This window comes from Pseudomonas sp. NFACC42-2 (genome assembly GCF_900116055.1).
In the GTDB taxonomy this organism is placed as follows: domain Bacteria; phylum Pseudomonadota; class Gammaproteobacteria; order Pseudomonadales; family Pseudomonadaceae; genus Aquipseudomonas; species Aquipseudomonas marginalis.
The window spans coordinates 153,940-168,450 of the sequence record NZ_FOZO01000003.1 but is presented as its reverse complement, the minus strand read 5'-3'; the positions used below and the strand labels follow the sequence as shown (position 1 = coordinate 168,450).

General features: G+C 60.5%; 12 protein-coding genes. 7 read left to right on the top strand and 5 right to left on the bottom strand.

The annotated features are described in order from the left end of the window. Window positions 1–64 precede the first annotated feature (64 nt). From moaE to BM416_RS08075, 5 genes are all read right to left on the bottom strand, one after another. Window positions 65–514, bottom strand: coding sequence for a molybdopterin synthase catalytic subunit MoaE (moaE, locus tag BM416_RS08095; protein ID WP_092487148.1), 450 nt, complete (start codon window positions 512–514; stop codon window positions 65–67). A gap of 2 nt (window positions 515–516) precedes the next feature. Then, on the bottom strand, window positions 517–759 hold the full coding sequence (gene moaD, locus BM416_RS08090) for a molybdopterin converting factor subunit 1 (RefSeq protein ID WP_092487145.1): 243 nt from the start codon (window positions 757–759) through the stop codon (window positions 517–519). Then, window positions 756–1,229 carry a cyclic pyranopterin monophosphate synthase MoaC gene (moaC, locus tag BM416_RS08085; protein WP_027604721.1) on the bottom strand — a complete coding sequence of 158 codons (474 nt, stop codon included), beginning with the start codon at window positions 1,227–1,229 and terminating at the stop codon, window positions 756–758. The genes moaD and moaC overlap by 4 nt, the downstream gene beginning before the upstream one ends. A gap of 88 nt (window positions 1,230–1,317) precedes the next feature. After that, complete coding sequence (locus BM416_RS08080; protein WP_005785025.1) at window positions 1,318–2,712, bottom strand: PhoH family protein; 1,395 nt, start codon at window positions 2,710–2,712, stop codon at window positions 1,318–1,320. 347 nt (window positions 2,713–3,059) lie between these two features. Further along, complete coding sequence (locus BM416_RS08075) at window positions 3,060–4,184, bottom strand: polysaccharide deacetylase family protein (RefSeq protein WP_092487143.1); 1,125 nt, start codon at window positions 4,182–4,184, stop codon at window positions 3,060–3,062. Between the two features lie 119 nt (window positions 4,185–4,303). On the opposite strand from BM416_RS08075, the gene yaaA reads away from it, so the two are divergent. The 7 genes from yaaA (at window position 4,304) to algG (ending at window position 14,500) form a co-directional block, all read left to right on the top strand. Then, window positions 4,304–5,083 carry a peroxide stress protein YaaA gene (yaaA, locus tag BM416_RS08070; RefSeq protein WP_092487140.1) on the top strand — a complete coding sequence of 260 codons (780 nt, stop codon included), beginning with the start codon at window positions 4,304–4,306 and terminating at the stop codon, window positions 5,081–5,083. An 887-nt stretch (window positions 5,084–5,970) separates the two neighbouring features. Beyond that, a complete protein-coding gene (locus BM416_RS08065) occupies window positions 5,971–7,287 on the top strand; it encodes a nucleotide sugar dehydrogenase (protein WP_092487137.1) in 1,317 nt (438 codons plus the stop codon). A gap of 83 nt (window positions 7,288–7,370) precedes the next feature. Then, on the top strand, window positions 7,371–8,852 hold the full coding sequence (gene alg8 / locus BM416_RS08060) for a mannuronan synthase (RefSeq protein ID WP_161985711.1): 1,482 nt from the start codon (window positions 7,371–7,373) through the stop codon (window positions 8,850–8,852). Between the two features lie 38 nt (window positions 8,853–8,890). After that, window positions 8,891–10,057, top strand: a complete 1,167-nt coding sequence (locus BM416_RS08050; RefSeq protein WP_092487134.1) for an alginate biosynthesis protein Alg44 — start codon at window positions 8,891–8,893, stop codon at window positions 10,055–10,057. Window positions 10,058–10,059: 2 nt separating this feature from the next. Next, entirely contained in the window at window positions 10,060–11,451 is a 1,392-nt protein-coding gene (algK, locus tag BM416_RS08045) for an alginate biosynthesis TPR repeat lipoprotein AlgK (RefSeq protein WP_092487131.1), read from the top strand. Then, entirely contained in the window at window positions 11,448–12,932 is a 1,485-nt protein-coding gene (locus BM416_RS08040) for an alginate export family protein (protein ID WP_092487128.1), read from the top strand. Before algK ends, BM416_RS08040 begins: the two co-directional genes overlap by 4 nt. After that, the gene (algG, locus tag BM416_RS08035) at window positions 12,932–14,500 is read left to right on the top strand and encodes a mannuronan 5-epimerase AlgG (protein ID WP_092487125.1); all 1,569 of its coding nucleotides are present in this window, start codon (window positions 12,932–12,934) and stop codon (window positions 14,498–14,500) included. Before BM416_RS08040 ends, algG begins: the two co-directional genes overlap by 1 nt. Window positions 14,501–14,511: the final 11 nt, after the last annotated feature.

Sequence of the window (14,511 nt, the reverse complement as noted above, 5' to 3'; positions counted from 1 at the left end):
GAAATGCAATAAAAATGTGGGAGGGGGCAAGCCCCCTCCCACATTTGGTTCTGTGTTCGGCTGGCTACTTCCAGCGATCCGCTGCGGCGTGGTCGCTGTCCCGCCCTTCCACCCAGCGCGCACCCTCACTGGTGTTTTCCTTCTTCCAGAACGGCGCACGGGTCTTCAGGTAATCCATCACAAACGCACAGGCATCGAACGCCGCCTGGCGATGAGCGCTGGCGGCCGCCACGAACACAATCGGCTCACCCGGCTGCAGCGCACCGATACGATGCAGCACTTCGAGCTTGAGCAGCGGCCAGCGTTGCTCGGCTTCGACGGCGATCTTGGCCAAGGCTTTTTCAGTCATGCCCGGATAGTGTTCGAGGAACATGCCAGACACCTCGCGCCCCTCGTTGAAGTCGCGCACATAGCCGACAAAACTCACCACCGCGCCCACGCCCACATTCGCGGCATGCATCGCGTTGACCTCGGCACCGGGGTCAAACGGTTCGACCTGTACACGAATGGCCATGTTCAGCCTCCGGTCACGGGCGGGAAGAACGCGACTTCATCACCGGCCTGCAACGGCTCGTCGAGAGCGCACAACTCCTGGTTGCGGGCACACATCAGGCTGGTTTCGTTGAGCACTTCAAAGCTCGGATCAGCGGCCAGCGCCTGGCGCACGGCATCGACCGTGGCGAAGTCGCCTTCCATCTCAAGTGAATCCAGGCCTATTTTTTCGCTGTAACGCGCGAAAAACAGTACGTTGATGCTCATTGTCCATCCGCCTTGAAATGCCCGCTCTTGCCGCCAAGCTTTTCCAGCAGGCGAATGTTTTCGATGGTCATGCCGCGATCCACGGCCTTGCACATGTCGTAGATCGTCAGCGCCGCGACGCTGGCCGCCGTCAACGCTTCCATCTCTACGCCGGTCTGCCCGGACAGCTTGCAGCGCGCGACGATGTGCACCGAGTCTGCGCCATCGGCACTCAGTTCGACCTTGACACCGGTCAACATCAGCGGGTGACACAGGGGGATCAAATCACTGGTTTTTTTCGCCGCCTGGATCCCGGCGATACGGGCCACGGCAAACACGTCGCCCTTGGGATGGGCGCCGTCGACAATCATTTGCAGGGTCTCGGGCAGCATGCGCACCCGCGCTTCGGCCACCGCCTCCCGGAACGTCACGGACTTGTCGGTGACGTCGACCATATGGGCGCGACCTTGGGAATCGAGATGAGTCAGCACAGGGATACTCCTGATCAGGAGCGGCGATTGTAAACCCAACACGCAATAAATGTGGGAGCAGCGGTGCGACGCACCGCCGCTCCAACGGTTACAGGTGCGACTCTGCGTATTCAGCCAGAATCGAGCGAGGCACCCCTTGCAGCGCGATATGCACGCCGTTCGGGAAATCCTTGAAGCGTTCCGTCAGGTAGGTCAGCCCGGAGCTGGTCGCGGACAGGTAAGGGGTGTCGATCTGTGCCAGGTTGCCCAGGCACACCACTTTGGAACCGGCGCCGGCACGGGTGATGATGGTTTTCATCTGGTGCGGGGTCAGGTTCTGGCATTCATCGATCAAAATCAGGCTCTGCTGGAAGCTGCGACCTCGGATGTAGTTGAGGGATTTGAACTGCAACGGCACTTTGCTGAGGATGTAGTCGACGCTGCCATGGGTGTTTTCGTCATCCATGTGCAAGGCTTCGAGGTTGTCGGTGATCGCCCCCAGCCACGGCTCCATTTTTTCCGCCTCGGTACCGGGCAAAAAGCCGATTTCCTGGTCCAGGCCCTGTACGGAGCGGGTGGCGATGATGCGGCGATAGCGCTTGGTCACCATGGTCTGCTCGATGGCGGCAGCCAGGGCGAGGATGGTTTTACCGGAACCGGCAGCGCCCGTCAGGTTGACCAGGTGGATGTCCGGGTCGAGCAGCGCATACAGCGCCAGGCTCTGGTAGATGTCACGCGGTTTCAGGCCCCAGGCTTCCTGGTGCAACAGGGGTTCCTGATGCAGGTCAAGGATCAGCAGCTTGTCGACCTGGATCTCTTTGATCCAGCCCACGAAGCCCTGTTCGTCGACGATGAATTCATTGATATGCACGGCCGGCAGATTGTCGATCAGTTGTACCTGGTGCCAGGTACGGCCATGGTCCTGACGGGTTTCGACCTTGCTGACACGGTCCCAGAACGAGCCGGTCATCATGTGATAACCACGGGACAGCATCGACACGTCGTCGACCAGCTGGTCGGTACTGTAGTCCTCGGCAGCGATCCCACACGCTCGTGCCTTGAGGCGCATATTGATGTCTTTGGTCACCAGCACCACGCGCAGGTCCTTGTCGCGAGCGTGCAGGTCGATCAATTGGTTGATGATTTTGTTGTCGTTCAGGTTTTCCGGCAGCAGGCTGTTGGGCTCGCTGCGCTTGCTCATCAGGATCGACAGCAAGCCCTTGGGCCCGCTTTTGCCGCGCTGGATCGGCACGCCGACCTCAACGTCCTCGGGTGACGCTTCGCCCAGGGTCTTGTCGATCAGGCGGATGGCCTGGCGGCATTCGGCAGCCACGCTGTGGTGCCCGCTTTTGAGTTTGTCGAGCTCCTCAAGCACGATCATCGGGATGGCGACGTGGTGTTCTTCGAAGTTAAGCAGTGCGTTTGGATCGTGGATCAGTACATTGGTATCAAGCACATAAAGGATTGGCTGGTCGGAAGAAGGGTTACGTCCATGATCATCCATACTCGGTCACCTTTGTGGGAGCCAGTCGACGCAATACCACAACAGTGCTGCGCCTCGATTCGACCACCGACTGCACCTGAGTGACGTCAAGCGCAGTGCCCACATGAGGAGTCTTGGAAGACGCCACCTGTGTTGCAGGTTTCGGCGATCTGACTTCGTAATACCGCAAAACCCATGACAGGAAAAAGCACTTTGACGCTTTTTTGAAGTTTATTTTTCAGGATGACGAATAGCACTAGCCGAGTGCCCGATGCACCGTTAAAGTCGGAAGTCCGCCTGCATCGAAATGCCGCACAAAATCAGCGTAAAAAGGCCTCGTACCCAACAGGGCCGGGCACTTCATCCTTTTAACGAAACGCCTCCCGGCAGTCCTGCCAACCCAGCCCACTTTGCGCCGTTGCCTGCAGCAACATCGGCAATGCCACCCGCGCCTTGTCCTGGGTGTCGTGAAACACAATCACGCCTTTGCGCCACAACAGCATCAACGTCAGCACCCGTTGCGCCGACTCATCGGCCTTGAGCTTGCCCGGCTCGTCCTGGGAATCGATGTCCCATAACGCCACCTGCAAGCCCTGGGACTGGAAGAACCCCTGGCTGTCCGCGCGCCGCTGCCCGTAAGGCGGGCGGAACAGCGGCACGTAGTTTTCCGGCATCAGGTTCTGCACCAACTGCGCGCTGCGGGTGATGGAACTCTGCCAGTCCACCCAATGACTGTGGGAACGGTACTGCCAGCCCTGGGTGCCGACGCACTGGCCCTGGTACAACGCCTCCACCTCAGCGGCGGAACTGCGCTCCACACGGGTTTGCAGGCTGCTGCCGAGGACAAAGAAGGTGGCGTTCATCTTCTGCTTGCGCAGGTAGTCGGCGAGCCAGTCGGTGTTGCCGCTGACCGGTGCCGGACCGCCGTCGAAGGTCAGCAGGAACAGGCGGTCGTTGAACTCATCGCCATTGCGTTCATGGTCGCCAAAGCGCGCGACTTCGCTGCTGATCTGCGGAAACAGCGCGGCCTTGCGCAGCAGTTCGTCCAGATAACGCTCGTGGAAGGCATGGCTGGGGGCGGCCCAGCCTATATAGAAGGAGTCTTCGCTGATCGCCAGCTTGCCGGCCTGCTCGCGCAGGTCGTCCATGTTCTCCACCAGGTAGCAGAACGAGGCGTCGACTTCGCAGCTCTGCTGGGCGAACGTGTAGTTCTCCAGCAGGCGCTGCCACAGCTCGCGGCGCAGGTCGTCGATGGCCGCCAGGTTGATGATCTTCAAGCCCAGGCGCTGCTTGAGTGCGGTTTCATCCTGGGATTCACTGGCCAGCAGGCTGTGGGCGAACATCAGGATTTCCGCACGCGAAGCCACGTCGAACAGTGCGGGACTGCTGAGTTTTTCCGGCCAGGTGCCACGGTCCAGGCTGGCTACATCCACCGGCGCCGCCTGGGCATTCAGGCACAGCAGGCACGCCGACAACAAAAGCGCTATTCGCACACAGGGTCTCCCTCTCCAGAGTCGTCGGCCATCATAGCGGATCGCGCCTATCGCCATCATAGGTGGAGTCAAAACGCCCCAACCCCTAGAATCCCCGCACGATTACAGGAGACGACTTCATGCTGATGGTGATTTCCCCCGCCAAGACCCTCGATTTCGAGACCCCAGCGGTGACCCAGCGCTTTACCCAGCCACAGTATCTGGACCATTCCCAGGCGCTGATCGAGCAACTGCGCGAACTGAGCCCGGCGCAGATCAGCGAATTGATGCACGTGTCCGACAAGATCGGCGGCCTCAATGCTGCCCGCTTCGGCAGCTGGACCCCGGCCTTCACCCCCGAGAATGCCAAGCAGGCCTTGCTGGCGTTCAAGGGCGACGTGTACACCGGCCTCAACGCCGAGACCTTCAGCGATGCCGACTTCAGCTACGCCCAGGACCACCTGCGCATGCTCTCGGGCCTGTACGGCCTGCTGCGCCCCCTGGACCTGATGATGCCGTACCGCCTGGAGATGGGCACCAAACTCGCCAACGCCCGTGGCAAGGACCTGTACGCCTTCTGGGGCACGCGCATCAGCGAGTGGCTGAACGAAGCCCTGGCCGAACAAGGCGACGACGTACTGCTCAACCTGGCCTCCAACGAGTACTTCTCGGCGGTCAAGCGCACGGCTCTGAACGCGCGGATCATCAACACCGAGTTCAAGGACCTGAAGAACGGCCAGTACAAGATCATCAGCTTCTACGCGAAAAAGGCCCGGGGCATGATGAGCCGCTTCGTGATCGAAGAGCGCATCAACGATCCGGCCAGGCTCAAGCAGTTCGATGTGCAGGGTTACCGCTTCAATGCGGAGCAGTCCAAGCCGGACAATCTGGTGTTCCTGCGCGATCATGCACCGGAATAAGGCCGTACCCGCCTCTTTCAGACAATGAAATCCAAATGTGGGAGGAGGCTTGCCCCCGATTGCGGTGGTTCAGTCACGAATCTATCGACTGATGCACTGACATCGGGGGCAAGCCCCCTCCCACATTTTGTCCGCGCTTCACACCAAGAATCGTCATTTATTTGACGTCAAAAAATATCCCGACACATCCCTAACATTTTTTTCACTCGACATTTCCAAAATTTTTTCGTAGTGGCACCACTTTTTTAAAACACTAGTGGCACAAAACTATCCCTTCGCGCCAACTACCCGTAACTACTGGCCCAGATAGCAAGTGCTATCAATATAGTACCAGTGCCATCTTTGCCTATATTTCAAGAAATTTCGGGAAACAGGATGAGCGGCCAGGAACTTCGCCCTGAAGCGCTGCTCATACCACCGGTAACGAAATTCTCTGTTTCTGTAGGAGATGACTTACAAGGCGGACCAACGGAAGTAGCGAAGTTGTCATATTCAACTTTGACTCAGTGGTCACATTACCAACCGATTAGTTGAGAGCGGCGATAAGGATCCATTGCCACGAACTATAAGGCCAAGGCTGTGCTTACCCTAATGGGTCAGTGAGACAACCCAAGGCATTGATACGTAAAGGCTTACAGCCTCTATCAAGGCCCTGCGGCACTGGCGCCAGGCCCTTCTCCCAGGAAGGCTGGCTGCATTTCAGGGCAGGCCCCAATAACAAGGCCAAGTTGCGCACAACTTGAGTGCAATAGTTAGTCACTCGTTATTCAACATGCCTGTACGCGGCAAGTCGGCGTCTATTCGCCCAACTTTCGCGGCATTTGTGACGTTTGCAAACATGAACTCCGGCCATCTAATGGCATGATTTAAATACAGAGGTAATTGCGATGCGCATCAGCATATTTGGTTTGGGTTACGTTGGCGCAGTATGTGCCGGTTGCCTGTCTGCCCGTGGCCACGAAGTGGTCGGCGTAGACATCTCCAAGGAAAAGATCGACCTGATCAACGCCGGTAAATCGCCGATCGTCGAGCCGGGTCTGGGCGAACTGTTGAGCCAGGGCATCGCAAACGGTCGACTGCGCGGCACCACCAACTTCGCCGACGCCATCCGCGATACTGACCTGTCGATGATTTGCGTCGGCACGCCGAGCAAGAAGAACGGCGACCTGGAACTCAACTACATCGAATCGGTATGCCGCGAGATCGGTTTTGTCCTGCGTGACAAGACCACCCGCCACACCATCGTGGTACGCAGCACCGTGTTGCCGGGCACCGTCGCCAACGTGGTGATCCCAATCCTCGAAGACTGCTCCGGCAAGAAAGCCGGCGTCGACTTCGGTGTTGCGGTCAACCCGGAATTCCTGCGCGAATCCACCGCCATCGCCGACTACGACCTGCCACCGATGACCGTCATCGGCGAATTCGACAAAGCCTCCGGCGATGTCCTGCAGTCGCTGTACGAAGAACTCGACGCACCGATCATCCGCAAGGACATCGCCGTAGCCGAGATGATCAAGTACACCTGCAACGTGTGGCACGCCACCAAGGTCACCTTCGCCAACGAGATCGGCAACATCGCCAAGGCGGTCGGCGTCGACGGTCGCGAAGTGATGGAAGTGGTCTGCCAGGACAAGACCCTCAACCTGTCCCAGTACTACATGCGCCCAGGCTTCGCGTTTGGCGGCTCCTGCCTGCCTAAGGACGTGCGCGCCCTGACCTACCGCGCCGGCTCCCTGGACGTGGAAGCGCCGCTGCTCAACTCGCTGATGCGCAGCAACGAGTCCCAGGTGCAGAACGCCTTCGACATCGTCGCCGGCCACGACAAACGCAAAGTCGCCCTGCTGGGCCTGAGCTTCAAGGCCGGTACCGACGACCTGCGCGAAAGCCCGCTGGTCGAGCTGGCGGAAATGCTGATCGGCAAGGGCTATGACCTGAGCATCTACGACAGCAACGTCGAGTACGCCCGTGTCCACGGTGCGAACAAGGACTACATCGAAGGCAAGATCCCCCACGTGTCGTCCCTGCTCAACTCGGACTTCGATGATGTGATCAACAACTCCGACGTGATCATCCTCGGCAACCGCGACGAGAAGTTCCGTGCCCTGGCGCAGAACGCACCGCACGGCAAGCAAGTGATCGACCTGGTGGGCTTCATGTCCAAGGCCACCAGTACGACAGGCCGTACCGAAGGCATTTGCTGGTAACAGCAACGGTAAGTTTCGGGCTGCAGGCGTACCAATCCCCAGCGCTTGCAGCTCGAAGCCTTCTTCACCTTCGGATGACGCTTATGTCCAAGTTAAAACACGTACTGCTCCAATCCGCCGGCTGGCTGTTCTTTCTGAGCCTGCTGATGGGTCTCGCCCTGCTGTTGCCGGCGAGTACGTTCGACTCCGAGTCGAAGAATTTTATTTTCCTGATTGGCGCCGTCGGTATCTGGCGCTACTCGATGGGTGCTACGCATTTCTTTCGCGGCATGCTGTTCCTGTACGTGGTCTACCCGCACCTGCGCCGTAAAGTGCGCAAGCTGGGCAAGGCTGCCGACCCGTCCCACGTGTTCCTGATGGTCACCAGCTTCCGTATCGATGCGCTGACCACCGCGCAGGTCTACAGCTCGGTGATTCGCGAGGCCATCGAATGCGGCTTCCCCACCACCGTGGTCTGCTCGCTGGTGGAAATGTCCGATGAGCTGCTGGTCAAGAGCCTCTGGGAACGAATGAACCCGCCGGATCACGTCAAGCTCGACTTCGTGCGTATCGCCGGTACCGGCAAGCGCGACGGCCTGGCCTTCGGCTTCCGCGCCATCTCCCGCCACCTGCCGGACGACCGCGCCGTGGTTGCCGTGATCGATGGCGACACCGTGCTCGCCGAAGGCGTGGTGCGCAAGACCGTGCCGTGGTTCCAGCTGTTCGGCAACGTCGGCGGCCTGACCACCAACGAATTCTGCGAAGTGCGCGGCGGTTACATCATGAGCGAGTGGCACAAGCTGCGCTTCGCCCAGCGCCACATCAACATGTGCTCCATGGCCCTGTCCAAGCGCGTGCTGACCATGACCGGCCGTATGTCGGTGTTCCGCGCCAACGTCGTGACTGACCCGGGCTTTATCGCCGACGTGGAAAGCGACTCGCTGCAACACTGGCGCCTGGGCCGCTTCAAGTTCCTTACCGGTGACGACAAGTCCAGCTGGTTCAGCCTGATGCGCCTGGGCTACGACACCTTCTACGTGCCCGATGCGGCGATCCACACCGTGGAACACCCGCCGGAAAAGAGCTTTATCAAGGCGAGCCGCAAGCTGATGTTCCGCTGGTACGGCAACAACCTGCGCCAGAACTCCCGCGCCCTGGGCCTGGGTGTACGCCGGCTGGGCCTGTTCACCAGCATCGTGTTGTTCGACCAGCGCGTATCGATGTGGACCTCCCTGCTCGGCCTGACCGTGGCAATCATCGCCACCTTCAAGTACGGCGGCGCGTTCATCCTCGCGTACCTGCTGTGGATCGGCATCACCCGCCTGATCCTGACCCTGCTGCTGTCGTGCTCCGGCCACAAGATCGGCCCGGCTTACCCGGCGATTCTCTATTACAACCAGATCATGGGCGCGTTGGTGAAGATCTACGTGTTCTTCCGCCTTGATCAACAGTCCTGGACCCGCCAGGACACCAAACTGACCCGCGATTTGGCCAGCTTTCAACGTTGGTTCAACACCTGGTCGTCTCGGACCATGACCTTCTCCGCCGGCAGCATCTTCGTTGCCGTGTTGCTGATGATGGTCTGACCCTGCCAAGCCTGAATTAACCAAGGAATTACACCGTCATGAACAGCCAAGTAAACGCCAACGTTGTCCACGAGTCCGAAGCCCAGCGTCAACATGCCCGGGTCAAAATCCCGGCCAAGCTGCGCTTCTTCAACACTGACCGCACCCAGACCGAAGCGCGGGTGATCGACCTGTCCGCCGGCGGCCTGGCTTTCACCGCCACCCAGCCGTTGACCGTGGGTGAAGTGCACAAGGGTCGCCTGCAGTTCGTCATCGATAACCTCGGCCTGGCCATGGACGTAGAGCTGCAGATCCGCTCCTACGACCGCCAGACCGGCCGCACCGGTTGCCAGTTCCAGAACCTCGACGCCCAGGATATTTCCACCCTGCGCCACCTGATCACCTCGCACCTGTCCGGCGACATCGTGACCATGGGTGACGTGCTGGCGACCCTGCAACGCGACAACTTCACCAAGGCGCGCAAGGTCAAGGACAGCGGCAGCAACATGAGCGCCTTCGGTCGCCTGCGCGCCGTGACGTTCAGCCTGGCGATCTTCCTCGTCGGCCTGGCAGCCTTCGGCTTCGTGTTCAAATCGGTGTACGGCATGTACTTCGTCAGCCACGCCCAGGCGGGCCTGGTCAGCGTGCCCGGCATGAACGTGACCATGCCCCGCGACGGCACCGTGCAAAGCCTGCTAAAGGGTGACGCGATTGCAGCCAAAGGCGCGCCACTGGCGACCTTCAGCACCAGCATGCTGGATGTGCTCAAGGGCCACCTGGACGAAGACCAGCTGCAGCCGGCCAAGGTCGAAGAGCTGTTCGGCAAGCAAATGACCGGCACTCTCACCTCGCCGTGTGATTGCGTGGTCGCCCAGCAACTGGTCGCCGACGGCCAGTACGCCAGCAAAGGCGACGTGATCTTCCAACTGGTGCCACGCGGCAGCCAGGCTAACGTCGAAGCTCGCTTTACCTATCGCCAGTTCGGTGACGTGCGCCCAGGTACCCCGGTGAGCTTCCAGGTGGCCGACGAAGAACAGACCCGCACCGGCACCATCGTCAGCAGCACCAGCCTGAACAGCGCCGACCTGTCCTCCGACATCCGCGTACAGATCAAGCCTGACGCCCCGCTGGACAGCGCCTACGCCGGCCGCCCGGTGGAAGTGACCAGCGACCGTGGCCCATCCCTGAACTGGCTGATCGATAAAGCCATGGCTGCGGGTCTTTAATCATGAGCGCCCTTCGAACCCTGCCCGTGCCCCTGGCGCTGGCCATTGCCCTCGCCGGTTGCGCCGGCCTGCCCGACCAACGCCTGGCCAATGAAGCGCTCAAGCGTGGCGACACCGTCACCGCGCAGCAGAATTACCAGCAACTGGCAGAACTGGGTTACAGCGAGGCCCAGGTGGGCCTGGCCGATATCCAGGTAGGCACCCGCGATCCGGCGCAAATCAAACAGGCCGAGGCCACCTACCGTGCCGCGGCGGATACCTCGCCGCGCGCCCAGGCCCGCCTCGGTCGGCTGCTGGTGGCCAAGCCAGGCTCTACCGAAGCCGAGCACCATGAAGCCGAAGGTCTGCTGAAAAAAGCCTTTGCCAATGGCGAAGGCAACACCCTGATCCCGCTGGCGATGCTGTACCTGCAATACCCCCACAGCTTCCCCAACGTGAATGCCCAGCAGCAGATCAGCAAGTGGCAGGCCGCCGGTTACCCGGAAGCCGGCCTGGCCCAGGTCCTGCTGTATCGCACCCAGGACACCTACGACCAGCATCTGGATGATGTGGAGCGCATCTGCAAGGCCGCGCTGAACACCACCGATATCTGCTATGTCGAGCTGGCCACGGTCTACCAGAAAAAAGCCGAGCCGGAAAAACAGGCCGAACTGCTCAAGCAGATGGAAGCCGGCTACAGCCGCGGCACCGTCACCGCCCAACGCGTCGACAGCGTCGCCCGCGTATTGGGCGACGCCACGCTGGGCAAGACCGACGAGAAAACCGCCCAGGCCCTGCTGGAAAAAATCGCCCCCGGCTACCCCGCTTCCTGGGTCAGCCTGGCGCAACTGCTCTACGACTTCCCCGAACTGGGCGACGTCGACCAGATGATGAAGTACCTGGACAACGGCCGCGCCGCCGATCAGCCGCGCGCCGAGCTGTTGCTGGGCAAGCTCTACTACGAAGGCAAGTGGGTGCCGGCGGACGCCAAGGCGGCTGAAGCGCACTTCCAGAAAGCCGTGGGCCGCGAAGTAGCTGCCGACTATTACCTCGGCCAGATCTACCGCCGTGGTTACCTGGGCCAGGTCTATTCGCAAAAAGCCCTGGACCACCTGCTGACCGCTGCGCGCAACGGCCAGAACAGCGCCGACTTCGCCATCGCCCAATTGTTTTCCCAAGGCAAGGGCACCAAGCCCGACCCATTGAATGCCTATGTCTTCAGCCAATTGGCCAAAGCCCAGGGCACGCCAGAGGCCAATGACCTGGCCACGCAGCTCGAAGCCCCGCTCACACCGGAACAACGCGCCCAAGGCCAACGCCTGGTGCAACAGGAACTGGCCGCCCGCGGCACCCTGGCCCAGAGCACGCTACAACTGCACGCCCTGGAAGAAGAAGACGGCGAGGAATCCCTATGAAGCTCAATCCATTCGTGCAGGCCGGCATCGGCCTGACCTTCGCCCTGCTGTGGTCGTGCCCGACCCTGGCCGCGCTGACCGAAGCCAAGAATTTCGGCCTGGAAGTCAAAGTCACCGGCCAGTCCGAAGATGACCGCGACCTCGGCACCCAGAAAGGCGGCGACGTCAACGGCATCGGCCTCGACCTGCGCCCGTGGATCTACGGCGAAAGCGGCAACTGGAGCGCCTACGCCATGGGCCAGGCGGTTGCTTCGAGCGACATCATCGAGACCGACACCCTGCAACAGTCGGCGGATGACGAAAACCAGCAAACCACCAACAACGACCGCAAGACCAAGAAAAACTACCTGGCCATGCGTGAGTTCTGGGTCGGCTACAGCGGCTTCACGCCCTACCCCGGCGAGATCCTCAAGCTCGGTCGCCAACGCCTGCGCAACGACGACGGCCAATGGCGCGACACCAACATCGAAGCGCTGAACTGGACCTTCGACACCACCCTGCTCAAGGCCAACGTCGGCGTCGCCGAACGTTTCAGCGAATACCGCACCGACCTCAAGGAACTGTCGCCCAAGGACAAGGACCGTCAGCACCTCTACGCCGACGCGTCCTACCAGTGGACGCCGGGCCAGTGGATCGGCCTGCGTGGCCACCACACCCATGACAACGGCAAGCTCGACTACCCGGAACCGGGCGTGCCCACCGACTCGCTGGACAAGCGCGAAAACGGCGACCTGACCTGGCTCGGCATCGAAGCCAACAGCGACGCCTACAACTGGCGCAACACCAACACCGTCAATTACTGGGCGAGCCTGACCGGCATGCGCGGTGATCGCGACACAGTCAACGCATTGAAGTCCGATGGCAGCCGCCCCGACCAGGCCAAGCGCAGCGACGACGTGAATGGCTGGGCCACCGATATTGGTATCCGCCTGCGTCTCGATCCGCAGTGGCAAGTGGGTGCAGCCTACGCCCGCGCCAGTGAAAACTATGAACAGAACGGCCTGCAAAGCAACCGCTCGAACTTCACCGGCACCCAGTCCCGCGTGCACCGTTTCGGCGAAGCATTTCGCGGCGAGATGAACAACATGCAGTCCATGAGCCTGTTCGGTTCCTGGCAGCTGCGCGAGGACTACGACGCCAGCCTGGTGTACCACAAATTCTGGCGCGTCGACGGCAACAAGCCGGTCAGCAGCAACGGTATTGCGGCACTGGACAACACCACTGATGCCGCCGGTGACATTGTCGCCAGCACCTCACTGCCGCTGGCCGATGGGAAAAAAGACCTGGGCCAGGAGATGGACCTGGTGGTCACCAAGTACTTCAAGAAAGGCCTGCTGCCGGCCGCGCTCAGCCAGTCGGTTGACGAGCCGTCAGCCCTGGTGCGGTTCCGTGCCGGTGTGTTCAAACCAGGTGATGCCTATGGCAGCCAGGTCGACTCGTACATGCATCGCGCGTTTGTCGACGTGATCTGGAAATTCTGATGGGAGCCTGTGCAATGAATGCTCAAAGCCTACTCGTCGCGGCAATGCTGATGGCCAGTGCCACAGCGTTTGCCGATACGGCGGCCAAGGCGCCGACCATCGCCAAGGAACTGCAACAGGCCAAGACCTACACCATTTCCAGCCCGCCGACCGCGCCGCTGGAAATGGCCAAGCCTACCCTGCCGGACCTGTCGGGCTACACCGCCGCAGCGATGGAAAAGAAGATCGTACGCACCAAGCCCGGCAAGATCAGCATCCGCCGCATGATGCAGGAAGACGCCCTCAAGGACTTTATCGGCGGCGACAACAAGATGGCCGAATGGGTGGTGCGCCAGCACGGCATTCCCCAGGCGATCTTTGTCGACGACGGCTACATGAACCTCAAGGACCTGCTGGGCAAAGTGCCCAAGCAGTACTTCAGCGAAACTTCGCCGGGCGTGTTCCTGGCCAAGTTGCCGATCGTGGTCGGGCGCAAGGGCATCCTGGACATCGATAAAAACACCCAGGAGCTGCGCCTGTCCCAGCAGGCCGGTTCGTTCCTGATCAACGACGGCCAGCTGTTTGTGCGTGACACCAAGATCACCGGTTGGGACGAAAAAGCCAACGGCCCGGCGCTGTTCAAGTCGCCCAAGGAATTCCGCCCGTTCCTGCTGGCCTGGGGCGGCACCGAGACTTACGTCTCCAAGACCAAGATGGCCAGCTTCGGCTATGCCAACAGTAAGTCGTACGGGGTGAGTATTTCCCAGTACACGCCGAACATGGCCAAGGTGCTCAAGCGCCCTGAGCCGACCGGCTGGATCATCGATTCCGAGTTCTCGGACATGTGGTACGGCTTCTACTGCTACGAGACCACGGGCTTCGTGATCAAGGGCAATACCTACAAAGACAACATCGTCTACGGCATTGACCCCCATGACCGTTCCCACGGCCTGATCATCGCGGACAACACCGTCTACGGCACCAAGAAAAAGCACGGCATCATCATTTCCCGGGAAGTGAACGACAGCTTCATCTTCAACAACCGCAGCTACGACAACAAGCTTTCGGGCCTGGTGATCGACCGTAACAGCGTGAATAACCTGATCGCCGACAACGAGATCTACCGCAACCACACCGACGGCATCACCCTCTATGAGAGCGGCGACAACCTGCTGTGGGGCAACAAGGTGATCAGCAACCGTCGCCACGGCATCCGCGTGCGTAACAGCGTGAACATCAAGCTGTACGAAAACACCTCCATGGCCAACGGCCTGACCGGCGTGTACGGCCACATCAAGGATTTGACCGACACCGACCGCGACATCGCCCTCGACCCGTTCGACGCCAAGGTCTCGCTGATCGTGGTCGGCGGGGAACTGGCGGGGAACGGCAGCGGGCCGCTGTCCATCGACTCGCCACTGAGTATCGAGCTGTACCGCGTGTCGATGCTGGCGCCGACCAAATCCAGCGGCATCAGCTTTTCCGGCGTGCTGGGCGATCGCCAGGAAGAAATTCTCGACCTGCTGGTGCGCCAGCAGAAAGCCGTGCTGATCGACCCTGTCGAACGCCAGACCGAAATGCAGGACTGAGGATGACCCTT

What these genes read in the sequence shown, in the direction of transcription:
- moaE (WP_092487148.1), bottom strand. Translation starts at nt 514, where the DNA reads ATGGCCATTCGTGTACAGGTCGAACCGTTTGACCCCGGTGCCGAGGTC.
- moaD (WP_092487145.1), bottom strand. Translation starts at nt 759, where the DNA reads ATGAGCATCAACGTACTGTTTTTCGCGCGTTACAGCGAAAAAATAGGC.
- BM416_RS08080 (WP_005785025.1), bottom strand. Translation starts at nt 2,712, where the DNA reads ATGGATGATCATGGACGTAACCCTTCTTCCGACCAGCCAATCCTTTAT.
- yaaA (WP_092487140.1), top strand. Translation starts at nt 4,304, where the DNA reads ATGCTGATGGTGATTTCCCCCGCCAAGACCCTCGATTTCGAGACCCCA.
- BM416_RS08065 (WP_092487137.1), top strand. Translation starts at nt 5,971, where the DNA reads ATGCGCATCAGCATATTTGGTTTGGGTTACGTTGGCGCAGTATGTGCC.
- alg8 (WP_161985711.1), top strand. Translation starts at nt 7,371, where the DNA reads ATGTCCAAGTTAAAACACGTACTGCTCCAATCCGCCGGCTGGCTGTTC.
- BM416_RS08050 (WP_092487134.1), top strand. Translation starts at nt 8,891, where the DNA reads ATGAACAGCCAAGTAAACGCCAACGTTGTCCACGAGTCCGAAGCCCAG.
- algK (WP_092487131.1), top strand. Translation starts at nt 10,060, where the DNA reads ATGAGCGCCCTTCGAACCCTGCCCGTGCCCCTGGCGCTGGCCATTGCC.
- BM416_RS08040 (WP_092487128.1), top strand. Translation starts at nt 11,448, where the DNA reads ATGAAGCTCAATCCATTCGTGCAGGCCGGCATCGGCCTGACCTTCGCC.
- algG (WP_092487125.1), top strand. Translation starts at nt 12,932, where the DNA reads ATGGGAGCCTGTGCAATGAATGCTCAAAGCCTACTCGTCGCGGCAATG.